Source organism: Lachnoclostridium sp. An118 (genome assembly GCF_002160985.1).
Lineage (GTDB): Bacteria > Bacillota > Clostridia > Lachnospirales > Lachnospiraceae > Claveliimonas > Claveliimonas stercoravium.
The window spans coordinates 229,189-245,935 of the sequence record NZ_NFLQ01000001.1 but is presented as its reverse complement, the minus strand read 5'-3'; the positions used below and the strand labels follow the sequence as shown (position 1 = coordinate 245,935).

The following is a 16,747-nucleotide window of genomic DNA, read 5'->3' as shown; positions in this document are numbered from 1 at the left end:
TTGTCCCTTATTACATTCTCTCCCCGGATATCCGGTGCTATCTCCTGAGGAGCCCGGCTATCCTCTCCCGCAGCCCTTTCTTTTTCTGGGAAGCGCCCGCACTTCTCGCAGCGTGCACGGCCTCCTTCATAAAGCGCTCCTGGGAGTTCACCCTGTGCTCTGTGATGGGCTTTTTCTTGTATGTGCCATCGCTCTGCAGCACCCGGGCCTTTACGTTGTCCGCCAGCATCACGTCCATATAGTAGCTGATCTGGCGCCGGACCCCATCGTCCAGTACCGGGCAGGCCACCTCCACCCGCTTCTCCGTGTTGCGGGTCATCATATCCGCAGATCCTATGTAGATCTTTTGGTCCGCCCCTGTGCCGAAGCAGAATATCCTGGGATGCTCCAGATATCTCCCCACAATGCTGGACACGGTCAGATTGTCCGTGTAGCCCGGCACGCCCGGAAGGATGCAGCAGATGCCCCGCACGATAAGGTCAACCTTCACACCTGCCCGGGACGCCTCCGCCACCTTGGCAATAAAATCCACATCTGTCAGGGAATTCATTTTCATGATGACACGTCCCCTGGGCCCCTTTTTGATCTCCTCGTCCATAAGCTGCAGCACTTTGGGCTTGAGGGAGGTGGGAGATACGATCAGATGCCGGTAGATGCCGTCCAGGTTGCCGATGGACATATTCTGGAAAAAGAGGGCCGCATCCTCGCCGATCTCCCGATTTGCTGTCATAAGCGACAGGTCCGTGTACATGGCGGCTGTCTTTTCATTGTAATTGCCTGTTCCGATCTGAGTGATATACTGGATCTCGTTTCTCTGCCGATAGGTGATCAGGCAGATCTTGGAGTGCACCTTGTACCCCTCAAATCCATACAGGACGCGGCATCCCGCCTCCTCCAGCCGCTCGGACCAGTCAATGTTGTTCTGCTCGTCAAAGCGGGCTCTGAGCTCAATAAGAACGGTTACCTCCTTGCCGTTCTCAGCGGCAGCGCACAGATACTCCACCAGCCTGGCCTTTTTCGCCAGCCGATAGATCGTGATCTTGATGGTCATGACTGAGGGGTCAAAGGCCGCCTCCTTGATAAGCTGCAGGAAAGGCTCCATACTCTCGTAAGGGTAGAAAAGCAGGATATCCTGCTTTCGGATCTGCCGCATCATGCTCCCCTCCTCCACCTGGCGCCCCGGCTGCGGAGAGAAGGGATGATAGATGAGGGACCTCTTCATGGAGTCCGGCAGATTTCCGCTGATAGCAAACATGTAATCCAGCTTCATAGGCATCTTTGTGCGGAAGATCTGCTTCTTTGTGATATTAAATTTCTCACAGAAATATTTCTCCATATCCTGGTTCAGCTTCTCCGCTATCTCCAGCCGGACCACCGCCATCCTCCGGCGCTTGTGCAGGGTCTGCTTCATCAGAAAACGGAAATCATCCGTGACCTCCAGTGACTCGTCATCCGGTGCGATATCCGCATTTCGCGTGACGCAGATATAGTTCCGGTCAGACACCTCGTAGTGCCCGAACACAAGGTCCAGATGCTCCATGATCACCTTCTCCATCCGGATATAGCGGATATCATGCCCCGGCAGATAGAGGATATCAGACACAAAGTTGGGCACCGGCACGATCCCCATCATACTGCGTCCCTCCAGCTTCAGCATGGCCGTCACATAGAGCTCCTTGTTGAGCAGGTGCGGAAAGGGATGCCCCGCATCCACGATCTGAGGCGACAGGATGGGGAGCACCTGCTCCTTAAAATATTTTTTCACGTACTTTTTCTCACTCTGCTCCAGCTCTTTGTAATCCAGCCCGCACACGCCGTAGGGGTGCAGCTGCTTCTTGATCTCCCCGTAGGTCTTATCTCTCTCTTTGTAAAGGGGGGCTACCGCCTCGTAAATCTTCTCCAGCTGCTGGGCCGGCGTCATGCCGGACCTGGAGTCAACCGTCTTAGGGTCTGTGGCCGCCATATCAAAAAGGCTTCCCACACGGATCATAAAAAACTCGTCCAGATTGCTGGTAAAGATGGCCACAAACTTCATCCGCTCCAGCAGCGGCACGGACGGGTCCTGGGCCTCCTCAAGCACCCGCTGGTTGAACTTCAGCCAGGACAGCTCCCTGTTCTGAGTGTATTTTAAAATGTCCTTTCTCATCTTTCTCCCGCCTCTCCTTTCCGGTCACGGAATTTCTTTCATAAAGATTATACATGTAAACCGAAAATATATCCAGTCTTCTTTTTCTCCGTCCACACTGCCCGGTCAGTCCGGCAGTCTGTCTGCCGCCAGAAGACGGAAATGATCTTTCCTGTAATCCAGTATCCCCTCCCGGCGCATTTTCCCCAGCTCCCGGGACAGAGCGCTCCGGTCAACAGCCAGAAAATCCGCCAGCTCCTGCCGGTTAAACGGAATGATAAAATCTCCTCCTCCGGCCATCTGAGCCTGGGCAGAGAGGTAGGCCTCCACCTTCTCCCGTATGCCGCGCCCGGAGAGATACTCTGTCTTCCTGGCCATGGACCAGGTCTTATCTGCCAGAATGTGGACAAGATTGACGGTCAGCTTCTCATAGAGCGCTTTCTCCTTTCCCGGGCCTTCCCCTTCTCCCCTGTCAAGCACCGGCGTCAGGTCCAGGAGCAGCACCTTTGTCCGGTACTGAGCCGTCACATTGATGTTCAAAGTCCGCTCCTTCCTGCAGGCGTACACCTCTCCGAAGACTTCTCCGGCCTCTACCATCGCCAGGATGCTCCGATTTCCCCAGAAATCTTCCTTCTCCAGGGAAAGACTGCCCTCCAGGACGATCCCCATCTGTTCCATCTTCTCACCCTGCCTGAAAAGGACGGATCCTCTCTCATATTCCTGCATCCTTGCCGACAGACAGGACAGGACTTTCTCCATGTCTTCTTCAGCGATCCCGGCAAAAAACGGCTGTGACAACAATATTTTTTCATATTTCTTCATTTTTCGCTCTTTTCCGTTGCATTTGCAACTGATTATTTTGTTCTATTATACTATACTGCCTGTGTAAAACAAGAACATCTATCGAAACAGCGAGGAGGACGATACATGATACGAAAGATCATACACATTGACGAAGAAAAATGCAACGGCTGCGGACTCTGCGCCGAGGCCTGCCACGAGGGCGCCATTGAGATGGTGAACGGTAAGGCCCGCCTGATGCGGGATGACTACTGTGACGGCCTGGGAGACTGTCTGCCCGCCTGCCCCACAGGTGCCATCACCTTCACAGAGCGGGAGGCCGCCGCCTACGATGAGGAGGCGGTGAAAAGGCATCTCGCAAAGCGTGACGGCGCTCCCTCTGCTTCCGGCGCAGCGGCTTCTCAGCCTGGCCTGGCACCCCAGCCTTCCCAGCTTTGCCAGTGGCCGGTGCAGATCAAGCTGGCTCCTGTCAGCGCCCCCTATTTCAGCGGCGCCCGGCTCCTCATCGCCGCCGACTGCACCGCCTACGCTTACGCCAGCTTCCACCAGGATTTCATCCGTGGCCGTGTGACGCTGATCGGCTGTCCCAAGCTGGACGGCGTGGACTACACAGAGAAGCTGACCGAGATCCTCTCCGGAAACGACATCCGGGACCTGACTATCGTCCGGATGGAGGTGCCCTGCTGCGGCGGCATCCAACACGCCGCAACGGAGGCGCTGAAGGCCAGCGGAAAATCCATCCCCTGGCAGGTGGTGACCATCTCCACAGACGGCCGGATACTGGACTAGAAACTTTTCACTGCTCATATTTTTACAGCAAAAGATCCCCCGGAGCCAAAGCTCACAGCAGCTTCGCCCCGGGGAATCTTGCCTGTTCTTCTATTTTGCCTGGATATAACCCTTGGCTGTCAGCGCCTCAGCACAGAGCACTGCTCCGCCCGCCGCGCCTCTCACTGTATTGTGGGACAGACCGATGAATTTGTAGTCATAGATGCTGTCTTCCCGCAGACGTCCGATAGAAACGCCCATGCCATTCTCGTAGTTCACATCCATGGTCACCTGAGGACGGTTGTCCTCCTCCAGATACTGGATGAACTGCTTCGGCGCGCTGGGCAGCTCCGCCTCCTGGGGGAAGCCCTTAAATGTCACCAGCTTCTCGATGAGCTCCTCCCTGGAGGGCTTTTTCTCAAAATTGATGAACACGGCTGCTGTGTGGCCGTTGAGAACCGGCACGCGGACGCACTGGCAGGTGATCTTCGGGGAATCTGCCATGACGATCTGTCCGTTCTCCACTTTTCCGAGAACGCGCAGAGGCTCTTTCTCGCTCTTCTCCTCCTCGCCGCCGATGTAGGGGATGATGTTGCCCTCCATCTCCGGCCAGTCTTTAAATGTCTTTCCGGATCCGGAGATAGCCTGGTATGTAGTCACCACAAGCTCTTTCGGGCCGAATTCCTTCCATGCTGCCAGACAGGGAGCGTAGCTCTGGATGGAGCAGTTCGGTTTTACAGCAATGAAGCCCTTCTCTGTTCCAAGACGCTTCTTCTGGTCTTTGATCACGTCAAAATGATCCGCGTTGATCTCCGGCACGACCATGGGCACGTCCGGTGTCCAGCGGTGCGCACTGTTGTTGGAGACAACCGGAGTCTCTGTCTTTGCGTAGGCCTCCTCAATAGCCTTGATCTCTTCCTTGGTCATATCCACGGCGCTGAACACGAAATCTACTGTGGAAGCAACCTTCTCCACCTCGTTTACATTGAGGACCACCAGGTCCTTCACTGCCTCCGGCATGGGAGTGTCCATCTTCCAGCGGCCGCCCACAGCCTCCTGGTATGTCTTGCCTGCTGACCTGGGGCTCGCTGCCACTGTCACCACCTCAAACCAGGGATGGTTTTCCAGGAGAGCGATAAAACGCTGTCCCACCATTCCTGTCGCACCTAAAATACCAACTCGTAATTTTTTCTCCATTTCCTTTGCTCTCCTTTTCCTTTTATGAGTATTCGCGCATATATTTTTTATATATGGCGATCACTTCCTCCATAGCTTTCTTTCCCGGGGCTCCTGTGGTCACCCGCCTGTTGACGCAGGTGTCAATGCTGATGGCATCGTAGATGTCCTCCCCAAAGACGGGAGAGATCTCCCTGTACTCCTCCAGCGTCATATCATCCAGTGTAATGCCTCTTTCGATGCAGTAGAGCACAAGCTGCCCGACGATACCGTGCGCATCCCGGAAGGGAACTCCTTTTCCCACCAGGTAATCCGCCGCGTCTGTGGCGTTGGTGAAGCCGTGCTTCGCGCTGGCCTCCATGCGCTCCTTATTGAAGCGGGTCGTGCGGAGCATGCCCGTAAAGAGGGAGATGCAGCCCTTGGCCGTATCGATGGCGTCAAAGACAAGCTCCTTGTCCTCCTGCATATCTTTATTGTAGGCAAGGGGAATGCCCTTCATCGTAGTGAGAAGAGACATCAGAGCCCCGTACACACGCCCGGTCTTTCCCCGTACAAGCTCCGCGATATCCGGATTTTTCTTCTGGGGCATGATGCTGCTGCCTGTGCTGTAGGCATCATCCAGCTCCACAAACTGATATTCATTGGAATTCCAGATGATCATCTCCTCGGAAAAGCGGCTCAGATGCATCATCACTGTGGAAAGGGCGGCCAGCAGCTCGATCAGATAATCCCTGTCTGACACGCCGTCCATGCTGTTCAGCGTAGGGCCGTCAAATCCAAGGAGTTTGGCGGTGTAGTCCCGGTCCAGCGGATAGGTGGTGCCAGCCAGCGCCCCGGATCCCAGGGGACATGTATTCATCCTGCCGTAAATGTCCTGCATCCTCTCGTGGTCCCGCTTGAACATCTCAAAATAGGCGCCCATATGGTGGGCCAGTGTGATAGGCTGTGCCTTCTGCAGGTGGGTGAACCCGGGCATGATCGTCTCCGTATGCTCCTCCATAGTATTCAGGATGGCAAACAGCAGCTCCTTTAACAGGTTGTCGATGAGATGTACTTCATCTCTTGTGTAGAGCTTCATATCCAGCGCCACCTGGTCATTTCTGCTCCTTCCTGTGTGGAGTTTCTTTCCCGGCTCACCGATCCTCTCTGTGAGCACTGCCTCCACAAAGCTGTGGATGTCCTCATATTTATCCGAGATCTCAAGCCTTCCCTTTTCTATATCATCCAGGATCCCCTCCAGACCTTCCACGATCTTATCCTTGTCTGCGTCTGTCAGGATCCCCTGCTTTGCAAGCATCATCACATGCGCGATGCTGCCTCTTATATCCTGGGCATACAGCCTTTTATCAAAGGAAATAGAGGCATTGAAATTATATACAAGCTGATCCGTCTCCTTTGTGAAGCGTCCGCCCCATAACTGTGCCATTTTCGATCCCCTTTCTTTTGTATAAATATTTATAAAATGTTATATATACGCTATAGTTTATCACACTTTCACCGCAAAACACAACTAAAACTGCTGGTTTCTGCGTTTTTCAGCCTCCCGGAACGAAAATTCGCAGCCGCAGTAGTCCTGTCTGTACAGTCCGTACTCCCTGGACAGCTCTATGGAACGCTTGTATCCGTTCTTTTTCTTGAAATCCGAGTGAAGGTATCTCACTCCGTACTCTTCCGCCAGCCTGCCGCCGATCTCATTGAGCTTTGCCGCGTTTTTCATGGGGCTGATGCTCAAGGTAGTTGTAAAATAGTCAAATCCGCCCTGCGCGGCTATCTGTGCTGACTCCCGCAGACGCAGCTCATAGCACCGCATGCATCTTTCTCCGCCCTCTCTCACATGTTCCAGTCCTCTTGCCATCTCGTAAAACTTCTCCTCGTCGTAGCATCCTGCCAGGAAGGCCACCGGATGCTCTGTCTCCATCTGGCTGATCAGCGTCTGCTGCTCCAGGATCCGCTTCGTGTACTCGCCCTCCGGGAAAATGTTGGGATTGTAATAGAACACCGTGATCTCAAAATACCTGCTCAGATACTCCAGCACGTAGCTGCTGCAGGGGGCGCAGCAGCTGTGGAGCAAAAGAGAAGGCACCTTCTTATCTTCCCGGAGCCTTCCAAGGAGCTGGTCCAGCTCTCTCTGATAGTTGACAGCCATCCTGCTACCTCACTTCCGCCGCCCTGTCCAGGAAGGACCGTATCACGCCGCAGGACTGATGGAACCTTTCCGCCTCAGCCTCTGTGAGGGCCACCTCCAGTATCTCCTCCACGCCGTCCTTTCCGATCACGCAGGGGACGCCTGCTGCCACATCCTTCTCCCCGTACTCCCCCTCCAGTGCCACGGAGACCGGCCATATCAGCTTCTGGTCATGGAAAATGGCTTTCACCAGCTTGGAGGCCACGGCTGCTATGCCAAATTCCGTGCAGCCCTTGCCCTCCACCTCGGCAAAGCCTTCCCATTTGATATCCTTCTCCATCTGCTCCAGATCGATCTTCCCGATGGTGTCCGGCCTCTCTTCCCGCAGTTCAAAAAAGGATTTCCCGTTCAGCGTCAGCCTCGAGTACACAGGCACATGGGAGTCACCATGCTCACCCATGCAGAAGCCCTGGATGGACTGGGTGCTGTAGCCTGTGGCCTGGGAAATGTATTTGTAGAGCCGGAAGGTATCCAGGCTGGTCCCCGTGGAGAAGGCTCTTGCCCTGTCAAACCCGACTGCCCTTCTTATATACTCGCATATCACATCCGCCGGGTTGGAGATGCTGATAAAAAATCCGTGAAAGCCGCTCTCCTTAATGCCGGGGATGATATCCTGTATCATGCGGACAGAGTCGTCCAGCATGTCCAGCCTTGTCTCTCCCGGACGGCGGCTGCGCCCCGCGGCCATGATCATGACATCCGCGTCCGCCGCATCCACATAGTCCCCCGCATAGACCTTTACCGCGTTTCCAAGCCCTGCGGCCGCATCGCTGATATCCTTGGCCTGTCCCTCCGCCTTGGCCCTGTCTATATCAATAAGGACTATCTCGTCCGCCTCCCCTGTGTACACAAGGCTGAGCGCACAGTGGGAGCCCACGTGTCCCGCTCCGATAATGACAATCTTTTTCCTTTTATCCATGGTATCTGCCTCCTCATCTTTCGAATATATTCTCTGCCGGTACTTAGTATATGGCATTTTCACACCGTATGCAAGCACCCTTTGAGGCTCATGGCATAAACTAATATATACTCACTGTGCATCAGGATTTTTATCAGGAGGTTCCCATGGAAGAAATTTTAGAGCTGAAACATATTTACTATTCCTATCATACTATGGATGGAGAGACCTCTGCACTTTCAGACATCTCGTTTGGCATGAAGGAGGGAGAGTTCGTGGCGGTCGTAGGCCCCTCCGGCTGCGGCAAGTCCACCCTGCTCTCCCTCATCTGCGGACTGCTCACACCGGAGAAAGGGCGGATCCGGGTAAGGGGGAAGGACCTTAAGGAGAGCACCACCAACATCGGCTACATGCTGCAGCACGACCAGCTCTTTGAGTGGCGGACGATCTACAACAATGTCATCCTGGGCCTGGAGGTGCAGCACATGCTGACCACCAAGTCCCGCCAGAAGGCCCATGAGCTTCTGGACACCTACGGCCTGTCCCGGTTTGAAAATGCCAGGCCTTCCCAGCTCTCCGGCGGCATGCGCCAGAGGGCGGCCCTGGTCCGGACCCTGGTGCTGGAGCCGGATATCCTGCTCCTCGACGAGCCCTTCTCCGCCCTCGACTACCAGACAAGGCTCCGGGTCAGCGACGACATAGGGCAGATCATCCGCAGAGAGAAAAAGACGGCCATCCTGGTGACCCACGACCTGTCAGAGGCCGTGTCCCTGGCCGACCGGGTCATCATCTTAAGCCCCAGGCCCGCCACCATCCGGCAGACCCTGCCCCTCATCTTTGACCTGGAGAATGATACGCCCCTGAACCGCCGGGCCGCCCCGGAGTTCAAGACCTATTTCAATCTGATCTGGAAGGAACTGAACAGCAATGAATGAACTTTCTGCAGCCCAGCTGCGCTATCTGAACCGACAAAAAAGGCACCGTCTGACCGTGATCCTGTCCAGGCTCGCGATCCTCATCGGCTTCTTCTGCCTGTGGGAGTTCTGCGCCGCCACAGCAGTCATCGACTCCTTCATCTTCAGCAGCCCCTCCAGGATCGCTGTCTGCTTTCTGGATATGGCCCGGGACGGCAGCATCTTTCTCCACATATGGGTGACCCTGTACGAGACCATTGTCAGCTTTCTCCTGGTCATTGCCATCAGCGTCCTGATGGCGGTCGCCCTGTGGCTGTGCCCGAAGCTCTCGGAGATACTGGACCCCTACATGGTGGTGCTGAACAGCCTGCCCAAATCCGCACTGGCTCCCCTCCTCATCGTATGGCTGGGAGCCACGACCACCACCATCATCGTGGCCGGCATGTCCGTGGCCATCTTCGGCAGCATCCTGAACCTGTACACAGCCTTCCGCATCGTGGAACCGGAGAAGATCAAGCTGATCTACACCCTCCGGGGCACCCGGCTCCAGGCCCTCACAAAGGCGGTCATCCCCAGCTCCATCCCGGCCCTCATCAGCACCATGAAGGTGAACATCGGCCTCTGTCTGGTGGGAGTCATCATCGGGGAGTTCCTGGCCGCACGGCAGGGACTTGGATATCTCATCATCTACGCCAGCCAGACGTTCAAGCTGGACTGGCTGCTCATGTCGATCGTGCTGCTCTGTATTATGGCGATGGCGCTGTACGCAGTGATCGGAGTGGTAGAAAAATTATATATGAAGAGATTGTGAGCTGCCAATTTTGCCTCACAGGATGCGTTACACGTTCTCTTTGGCGCGGCAGTAGAACGCCCGCCTTAAGCACAGCGTGCAGCACTGTGCTTAAGGCGGGCAAAAAAGTAATATATTTCAATCCGGATGCCGCAAAAGAATATCTTGTTTCAATGACGCTACTTGCATTTACTTAAAATCGCCTCAATTTGCAATATATTTAAACGGCTTTCTCCACCACTTTCTTCCGACAAATCACCATAATAAAGGGCATCACGATCCGCGCTCCAGCTCCTCTTTCCTCCTCAGTACATCCCCCCACTGCTTGTCGCTCAAAAGCGCCGGCCTGTCCATCTCCTCCAGTGCCCGAAGATCCATGGGAAGCTGTTCCCATGCCACCCGGGCCGCCTCCTTTAATGTGGAAGTAAATTCTGTCGTCTGGGACAGGATATTTTCATAGGAAGAAAATGCGTGATCGTGGTCAAAGAGCGGGCAATACCTGGTCAGCTTCCCCGTGGCATTGTCCATGAGAAAGCCCCAGTTCTGCTCATGCCGGTCATTATTATTAAGAAGATAGTCCGCAATCTGCATGCCTATATAAAATTCATTGTTAAACTCAAATGCTTCCCTGAAAGCGTTCATACCGTTATTTTCACAGTAGATCCGGAACTCTTCAAATGTCACAAGGGACACATCCTCCGATGTAAAGATCCGGGAGTTGACCACCTCTTCCCCCACTCCCCTGATCCACTGCTTTCTATCCTCCGTCAGATAGGAGTCTGTCTCCTCCTCCGTGGAAATATGGTAATGGATATGGGGGATATCCAGGGCTGTCAAAATCTGGTCTGCGGGAATCTCATATTTTCCCACCTTGTGGAGACAGAGCGTCCCGTCTCTTCGTATCCAGCCCTTGGCGCTGGCTCCCAGTGTCGTCAGCTCCGGTGTGCGTATCTCCTTTGTCTTGTGGGCCTCCGCCGTATAATGGACAATGGTTCCTGACAGGGAAACCTCCGTCACAAAGAGAGACAAAGGATTATGGTACAGATTAACCTCCTGCCAGGTCTTCTCATCCCCATCCTGCCGGATCCAGTAGGCATCTTCAAGATTTAATCCCCGGCAGGCCTTGCACACAGCATACCGGTTTGTCTGAGACAGCCGGAGAGTGTTCAGTATCTCCTTGGCGTAGCTCCTCCCTATAGAGAGAGTCCTCCCTGACGCCCACTCTATGAACTCCTCCAGAGAAACCCTGTCTTTTCTGAGGGCAAACGGCAGCCTGTCATGGTCCAGAATACGGCAGGCGCCATTGTCCTGTATTTCCATAACCGGGTGATCCTTTAATAAAAGCTGCATATTTTCATCCTTTCCTGTCCTTCGGACACTGCTGCTCCGATACATCTATTATATGTGTCATTATAGCAGACAGGCAGGGCAACTTCCAGAGTCTCTCCGGTCACTCTCGCAGCAGTTCATTTATCCCTCTGGCGTTCCGGGGGTGTGAATTTGTATCGATCTCTTGTATATCGTCATATTCATCATCACTATCGTCTCCGCCATCTGGATCTCCATATTTTTCTTCGACTAATCGAGCCAAAACAGCGCCCGCTTCAGCAAGTAATTCCTTTGAAATATAATTTGTAAACGGAAGCTTTTCGTCTTCTTCACATCCGTTTTCAATACATTTCTGGTCAAAATCCGGATAGCACTGATAAAGAATACCATTTATTTCTTTAGCCAGTCCGGTTAATGATATTTTCCCGGGAAAATAGGTGTCAAAATCACGAAGGACGCGCCAGCTGTGAGCCCGTTTCATGAGACAGATCCAATCATCAATTTCATCCTCATCTATCAGTTCCAGGCTGTCGTCCTGGCAATAAATAATCGCCCCATAAATGAATCTGATTATTTCTCTAATAGAATGATCTCTGACATACCCATCCCGCTTCTGTTCCTGTTCTCTGTTTTTTATATCACATACTCCACACTGAACGATTGCTTTTGCTATTAGTTCATAAATGCTCTCAGGGTTGATTAAGTCTTCCTCCAATCCTACGATCACATCATATTCATCCCCGTAAAACCTTCCGCTTTCCGCCATTTCTTTCCAGGCTTTCTCCAGTCTTCGATTTGCCTGATTACACCTGTGCTTGTACTTTACAGAATTGTATGCAACGCTTATGTCTCTTTGCAGCATCTCCATCCTGTCTTTCATAGTAAAAAAACCCATAGTACTTCCTCCCTCATCTGTTTGAATTTTTTGGTTCATTTTATATAGAGAAGTATAAGATGCCGTATGGACAAAAGATGTCATCTTATCAAAAACAACATCTGTATTTTTACGAATATTTTTTTAAATCTGTTAATCGAAAATGCCACGGCCTTACTCCGAGATGGAGTGTAGAGCGTGGCATTTTTTATATGTTTGTTGCAAATTTGAATTTATTTATTTCTCCTGGATGATACTCAGGACAATTTCTGATGTATTCAGCAATCTGCTTTACGACGGCATCAAAATCTTTTTCTTCAAACATCCCTTTATCAATCATGTCATAGCACTGGTATTTTGTCCCATTTATACATACGAAAAACTCAATAGAATAACTTTTATCACCGATATTCGCACGAACTTCAAAAACATCAGCATCTGGTACAAGCTCTTTCACTTGGATAATAATATATTTTCTAATTCAGTCATTTTCTTGCTTTCTAGTATGCATCAATTGCTCTTACCGTTCGATGATTTGTACCACTTTCGTCAGTGTATGTGATATTTACGGCCGTTTTGGTAAGTTCTCCGTTTTCATCATATTCCTCTCTAATAGAGGAAATTTCACCATTTGTGTCGTTGAGTTTTTCTTGGACAGCATCCTTCCCGTTCTCAGGAACCTTATTCTTCAAGTTGCCATCAAGGTTGTTGTCAAATTTGTAGACGGTTTTAACTCCATCAGCAGTCATAGTTACGGTAATAGTGTCCGGGCGTTCGGAGTCGTCAGAGTAGCTTATATCCGCTGTTACAGCAACGTCCTTTCCCTCATCCAGGGTAGCTTTCAGCTCGTTTTCCATTCTCTTGTAGTCGCTCTGGTTTATCCTGGAATCCATTGCAACCAAGTTGCCAACTCCGCTATCACCATTAAGATCACGACCGACAATATGGCCGCCTTGGTCCGATGGGCGGCGGTCCTCTCCCCCCACCCGTATCTGAGCGCTAATATCTCTTGGATTCTCAGGGCTCTTTTCCGGCTTAGCTTCACAATGTATAATCCTGCCTTGTTCATCAGTTGTATAGATATTCCCATTCAATTCGTAAGTTGTATTCGGTTCAAGCTTTCCCTCTTTTGAATATACCGTACCATTATCGTCTGTTTTGATCACGTTTTCGTAGTTCTTTACGCCAGAAAGTATCACAACAGTGCCATCCTCAAGTGTCACTGAGCTAGATGCGCTTTCTTCTAATAGTTCTGCTTCTGAAAAATCTTCTTTCATAGGCACACTGTCTGGCGTTTCTGATTTGAAAATATCTTCCAGTTTGTCTTTAAAATCATCCAATGTTGGAACAGAGGGCTGGTCTCTTTGTTCCATTCGTTCCCCGGTTTCTGGTATTTTTACATCATCAAGCCCAACTGATTCTTGAAAACTACCCCTCATTTTACTAGCTCCTCCTTTTCAATCAAATAACCAAGAAGCTTCTTAGTTAATGTGCTTTCTGTAATGTGGGCATTCCAGTATGTGACTAAGTATAGAATGAGCCTACTACACTGTTCCGGGAGTGGAGCAATAGATGGTGTGAGATGCTCGATGATAAAACGCTTCTGCTGCTCAAAATCATATTTGGTTTTTGCCAGTGTGGAAAATGCAGTTTCAGCACAGAACAACTCATAAGTAACTGCAGAAGCTAAATCAAATTTCTGGAAGTTCGGTGCCGATACGTAGTCAAATAGTCTGCATTTTGCCGCAGCAGGAATATTTGAAACAATAAGTTCCTCATCAATGGTATCAATCAAGTGCATTAAATCTTTTGCGATCAGGCGACTAATAATCTCGCCTTTGATATCACGATACTCTATCGTTTCTCTTGCTTCAAACTTATATTCTGGAACATCAACGGAATACTTTTTTACCTTACACAAAACGGATTCGATCCAGTCGTTTTGATAAATAGCTGCAACTCCCCTGTTGAGCTTAGAAAGTTCAACAATCTGTTCATCATTCAATCCAGCAGCCCGGCCAACAAGTTCCCGGTCAGAATATTCCGGCAAACGCATGATAATTTTTGTGTTTGTATTACGAATGACTGCCATATCCAGCATACCAGGAGACTGATCCGCAATGATAAATCCCTCTCCATAGGTTCTCATTTCCGCAATTGCATTAGTAAGCATTTCGACAGATTTCCCCAATAAGTTAGCACCTTCGGTAAACTGTTCGGTAGATGTCCTCTTTAAAAGGTTATGGGCTTCTTCAAGAACTGTAACATGACTGAGGGGTGCATTCATGCTGTCACAATCCGCGAGTCTGTGTTCCTGGAGCTTCATAACCAGTAATCCCATTATCAGCGATTTGGTTTCAGAGGAACCAACCCGACTCAAATCTATAATGACATTTTTATCGAACAAAGCCTCTGCGGGGATTTCATCGGTAGTGAAAACAAGCCCGTTTATCCCGTTAGTCAAAGAACGAAGCCTGGTGCTTAAAGCACCCTTATAGTCGCTCTTGTTGTCACTTGAATACTGAGAGATATCCATAACTTCATCAATCTGCTGAAGGACATCAATGAAATTTGGGAAGAGTCTCTCATCATATTTATTTTGGGATTTGCGCAAATCCCATCCAGCATTGACATAAGAACGCTCAATAGCGTCCTTTAAGATGGCGGGCATAGCCGCGTACATTGGCCAGCATACATTAAATATCTCAACGAGTCTGTCTAGATGTTCGTAAATATGAACTTCTTTTGGAAAACTGAATGGGTTAATTCTTAGAAGTTCTGTAAGCAGTGGATTGGTTCCATACACTGAGACATCACTTCGTCCGCCAAATACATTTTTGTACTCACCTTTAGCCGGCTCAATAACTAAAAATCGAACCTTGTTCTTAAGCAGCTCAGACAAGATTTGGTAAACAGTATTGCTTTTCCCCGAACCGGTTGAACCCGTAATAAAGGTATGCATGGAAAGGCTTTCCAGGTCCAGTTCCACCTTGGTATCGGTATCCTTTCCAAAGTGGCTGACAACACCTAGCTCTATATGTCTGCCCTCGTTCTCTGCATGTTTGTTGGAAAGTACTTCCTGGGCAAATAATGCGTGTTCGATAACCGGAAGCCCTTTTACAGACTTTCTAGGCAAGCCAATCTGGATGGCAAGCTCATTTGTGCTTGCCAGCGCAGTGGCATCTACAAAGGTTTGACGATTTACGGCACTATCCGCAAATTTGTAGAGAAAAACAGGATGTATGAAATTTACTACATACCTGGAGATATCCTTAACTCGTTCTTCATCTGTCCAGGTATTAACAGATGCTATTTCCAGACCACTCTGATTGCCGGAAATGAGAGAACGATACATACTTGCAGCCGTTTCCGCCTCAGCCGCACTTTCACCAAGAAAATATGCGGCAAAGTCCCACATACCAATGCTCTCGCATTCATCAAGCCGTTTAAGCTGTTTTTCAAGTCTCTCCAGTGTGTTTATCAAAGATTTGTTTTGCACGTTAAGGGTAACAGCCTGAGAATTTCCAAAAGTGTCTGTAAGGGCCTTGGTATGCGCGTAATTTGTAGACGTGCTGTGGCCTTCATTTTCGCTGTACTGTGCTCCGGACCCGATAGTTTGTGTTTTGGTGGAGCTCTCGTTTTTCCCCACAGTATCTCCGCTGGATTTAGAGGAATTGATTCCGAAGGTCAGATTCTGCGAAATAGAATCGGAGATTGAATCCGTGTGGGAAGTTCCGTGTGTTTTGCCTCGGGAAACGCTGGATGTGACGCCAACATTAGCCTTAACAGGACTTCCATCATCACCTATGTTTATGCCTGCATATGTTCCTACTGTTCTGGTAGTAGTCTCAGAATCAGATGAACCTTCTGCTGTGCCGGTAGTATGGCTCTTTCCAAGGCTAACAGATGCGCTGTTTCCTTCCGTGTCTGTTGTAGTATGGGCCGAATTTGTGCCATGCGTTTTTGCGTCGGACTCACTCAGGTTTGTACTTGTTCCTGTCGTGATTCCGGTAGAATCTGTGTTGGTTTCTCCTTGAGTCTCACTGTCAGATGTGCTGGAGCTCTTATTCAGGGCATAATTGTACTGCATATTTGCAAAAGGGGACATGAGTGTATAAATACGCTCATATTCCTTTCTTGTATCCACCAGGTCGCGATGTTCAAGGTTATTCGCAATACAGATAGCGGTAAACGCTTTGCCCTGCATACTGTAAATAAACTTTTCAAGCCCTTGGATAAAGTTCTTATTCTCAAAAGAGTCCTGATCCTGCTTATAGTCCGCAATACATGTAACACTGGAAATAGCCCCAATATTCAGTTTGTCGAGATCCGCCCTCATATCCTCGTTAAAGTAATCGTCTGTTTTACTCCCAGGGAATAATCCCAAAAGGCTTTGTTCCAGCAGCTGACGCATTGTACCACCGGAAAAGCGGCTGTCCCTGGAACGAACTCCGAGATAAAAATCATTTGTCTGACCATCGCTCTGGATCATCAGCACCAGCGTACAAGGTTTGTTTGAAAGAGCATTGAAGATGGTGGCCAGTTTATGAACAGAAAACTCATCATCCTGATATACCAGTTCTGAAATGCGGAAGAATTGAATCTGCTCAAGGGCAGAAATAGCTGCGTCATCTATCGGTACAACTGAACAGTTTGGCAGTGTAGGTACATAATTTTTCATTACTTCATCATCAACGATAGAAAGACAGTTCTGCAAATTGTTTTGCAGTGTAATGAAATTAAAGTCCCTTGGGGACTCTGCATAAACAGCAGTTGCTCGGGCAGCTTCAACTATTTCTGTGTTCTCTTCTTGTAAGGGCTCTTCATTCGGACAAAAAGTCTCGTTCGCCATCTGATCATACCTCATCTCCCACGTGCCTCCCTTTC

General features: G+C 50.2%; 14 protein-coding genes. 3 read left to right on the top strand and 11 right to left on the bottom strand.

Features of this window, described 5'->3' with window-relative positions:
- Positions 1 to 37 precede the first annotated feature (37 nt).
- Positions 38 to 2,146 (bottom strand): polyphosphate kinase 1, encoded by a 2,109-nt coding sequence (gene ppk1, locus B5E62_RS01175; RefSeq protein ID WP_087172929.1) that lies wholly within the window; start codon positions 2,144 to 2,146, stop codon positions 38 to 40.
- A 105-nt stretch (positions 2,147 to 2,251) separates the two neighbouring features.
- Positions 2,252 to 2,947, bottom strand: a complete 696-nt coding sequence (locus B5E62_RS01170) for a Crp/Fnr family transcriptional regulator (RefSeq protein ID WP_087172928.1) — start codon at positions 2,945 to 2,947, stop codon at positions 2,252 to 2,254.
- Between the two features lie 105 nt (positions 2,948 to 3,052).
- Here B5E62_RS01170 and B5E62_RS01165 point away from each other — a divergent pair, with 105 nt between their 5' ends.
- Positions 3,053 to 3,715 (top strand): ATP-binding protein, encoded by a 663-nt coding sequence (locus tag B5E62_RS01165; RefSeq protein ID WP_087172927.1) that lies wholly within the window; start codon positions 3,053 to 3,055, stop codon positions 3,713 to 3,715.
- 90 nt (positions 3,716 to 3,805) lie between these two features.
- Here the strand turns inward: B5E62_RS01165 and asd are convergent, their stop codons facing one another.
- The 4 genes from asd to B5E62_RS01145 form a co-directional block, all read right to left on the bottom strand.
- Positions 3,806 to 4,891, bottom strand: a complete 1,086-nt coding sequence (asd, locus tag B5E62_RS01160; protein WP_087172926.1) for an aspartate-semialdehyde dehydrogenase — start codon at positions 4,889 to 4,891, stop codon at positions 3,806 to 3,808.
- A gap of 22 nt (positions 4,892 to 4,913) precedes the next feature.
- The gene (gene argH / locus B5E62_RS01155; RefSeq protein ID WP_087172925.1) at positions 4,914 to 6,296 is read right to left on the bottom strand and encodes an argininosuccinate lyase; all 1,383 of its coding nucleotides are present in this window, start codon (positions 6,294 to 6,296) and stop codon (positions 4,914 to 4,916) included.
- An 84-nt stretch (positions 6,297 to 6,380) separates the two neighbouring features.
- On the bottom strand, positions 6,381 to 7,016 hold the full coding sequence (locus B5E62_RS01150) for an epoxyqueuosine reductase QueH (protein ID WP_087172924.1): 636 nt from the start codon (positions 7,014 to 7,016) through the stop codon (positions 6,381 to 6,383).
- A 4-nt stretch (positions 7,017 to 7,020) separates the two neighbouring features.
- Positions 7,021 to 7,974, bottom strand: coding sequence for an L-lactate dehydrogenase (locus tag B5E62_RS01145; RefSeq protein WP_087172923.1), 954 nt, complete (start codon positions 7,972 to 7,974; stop codon positions 7,021 to 7,023).
- A gap of 146 nt (positions 7,975 to 8,120) precedes the next feature.
- On the opposite strand from B5E62_RS01145, the gene B5E62_RS01140 reads away from it, so the two are divergent.
- Together B5E62_RS01140 and B5E62_RS01135 are read left to right on the top strand one after the other, a co-directional pair.
- A complete protein-coding gene (locus tag B5E62_RS01140) occupies positions 8,121 to 8,888 on the top strand; it encodes an ABC transporter ATP-binding protein (protein WP_087172922.1) in 768 nt (255 codons plus the stop codon).
- A complete protein-coding gene (locus B5E62_RS01135; RefSeq protein WP_087172921.1) occupies positions 8,881 to 9,678 on the top strand; it encodes an ABC transporter permease in 798 nt (265 codons plus the stop codon). The genes B5E62_RS01140 and B5E62_RS01135 overlap by 8 nt, the downstream gene beginning before the upstream one ends.
- A 252-nt stretch (positions 9,679 to 9,930) precedes the next feature.
- Here the strand turns inward: B5E62_RS01135 and B5E62_RS01130 are convergent, their stop codons facing one another.
- The 5 genes from B5E62_RS01130 to B5E62_RS17175 all read right to left on the bottom strand — a co-directional run bounded on the left by B5E62_RS01130 (position 9,931) and on the right by B5E62_RS17175 (position 16,727).
- On the bottom strand, positions 9,931 to 11,007 hold the full coding sequence (locus B5E62_RS01130; protein ID WP_087172920.1) for a hypothetical protein: 1,077 nt from the start codon (positions 11,005 to 11,007) through the stop codon (positions 9,931 to 9,933).
- A 100-nt stretch (positions 11,008 to 11,107) separates the two neighbouring features.
- The gene (locus tag B5E62_RS01125; protein WP_162610238.1) at positions 11,108 to 11,866 is read right to left on the bottom strand and encodes a hypothetical protein; all 759 of its coding nucleotides are present in this window, start codon (positions 11,864 to 11,866) and stop codon (positions 11,108 to 11,110) included.
- Between the two features lie 202 nt (positions 11,867 to 12,068).
- Complete coding sequence (locus B5E62_RS01120) at positions 12,069 to 12,317, bottom strand: hypothetical protein (protein ID WP_087172918.1); 249 nt, start codon at positions 12,315 to 12,317, stop codon at positions 12,069 to 12,071.
- A 43-nt stretch (positions 12,318 to 12,360) separates the two neighbouring features.
- Entirely contained in the window at positions 12,361 to 13,299 is a 939-nt protein-coding gene (locus B5E62_RS01115; protein WP_087172917.1) for a DNA/RNA non-specific endonuclease, read from the bottom strand.
- Positions 13,296 to 16,727: an ATP-binding protein gene (locus B5E62_RS17175; protein ID WP_087172916.1), complete on the bottom strand. Its 3,432-nt coding sequence runs from the start codon at positions 16,725 to 16,727 to the stop codon at positions 13,296 to 13,298. The genes B5E62_RS01115 and B5E62_RS17175 overlap by 4 nt, the downstream gene beginning before the upstream one ends.
- Positions 16,728 to 16,747: the final 20 nt, after the last annotated feature.

Bases quoted from the DNA above. Each gene is read 5' to 3' on its own strand.
- ppk1 (WP_087172929.1), bottom strand. From the start codon at position 2,146: ATGAGAAAGGACATTTTAAAATACACTCAGAACAGGGAGCTGTCCTGG.
- B5E62_RS01170 (WP_087172928.1), bottom strand. From the start codon at position 2,947: ATGAAGAAATATGAAAAAATATTGTTGTCACAGCCGTTTTTTGCCGGG.
- B5E62_RS01165 (WP_087172927.1), top strand. From the start codon at position 3,053: ATGATACGAAAGATCATACACATTGACGAAGAAAAATGCAACGGCTGC.
- asd (WP_087172926.1), bottom strand. From the start codon at position 4,891: ATGGAGAAAAAATTACGAGTTGGTATTTTAGGTGCGACAGGAATGGTG.
- argH (WP_087172925.1), bottom strand. From the start codon at position 6,296: ATGGCACAGTTATGGGGCGGACGCTTCACAAAGGAGACGGATCAGCTT.
- B5E62_RS01150 (WP_087172924.1), bottom strand. From the start codon at position 7,016: ATGGCTGTCAACTATCAGAGAGAGCTGGACCAGCTCCTTGGAAGGCTC.
- B5E62_RS01145 (WP_087172923.1), bottom strand. From the start codon at position 7,974: ATGGATAAAAGGAAAAAGATTGTCATTATCGGAGCGGGACACGTGGGC.
- B5E62_RS01140 (WP_087172922.1), top strand. From the start codon at position 8,121: ATGGAAGAAATTTTAGAGCTGAAACATATTTACTATTCCTATCATACT.
- B5E62_RS01135 (WP_087172921.1), top strand. From the start codon at position 8,881: ATGAATGAACTTTCTGCAGCCCAGCTGCGCTATCTGAACCGACAAAAA.
- B5E62_RS01130 (WP_087172920.1), bottom strand. From the start codon at position 11,007: ATGCAGCTTTTATTAAAGGATCACCCGGTTATGGAAATACAGGACAAT.
- B5E62_RS01125 (WP_162610238.1), bottom strand. From the start codon at position 11,866: ATGAAAGACAGGATGGAGATGCTGCAAAGAGACATAAGCGTTGCATAC.
- B5E62_RS01115 (WP_087172917.1), bottom strand. From the start codon at position 13,299: ATGAGGGGTAGTTTTCAAGAATCAGTTGGGCTTGATGATGTAAAAATA.
- B5E62_RS17175 (WP_087172916.1), bottom strand. From the start codon at position 16,727: ATGAGGTATGATCAGATGGCGAACGAGACTTTTTGTCCGAATGAAGAG.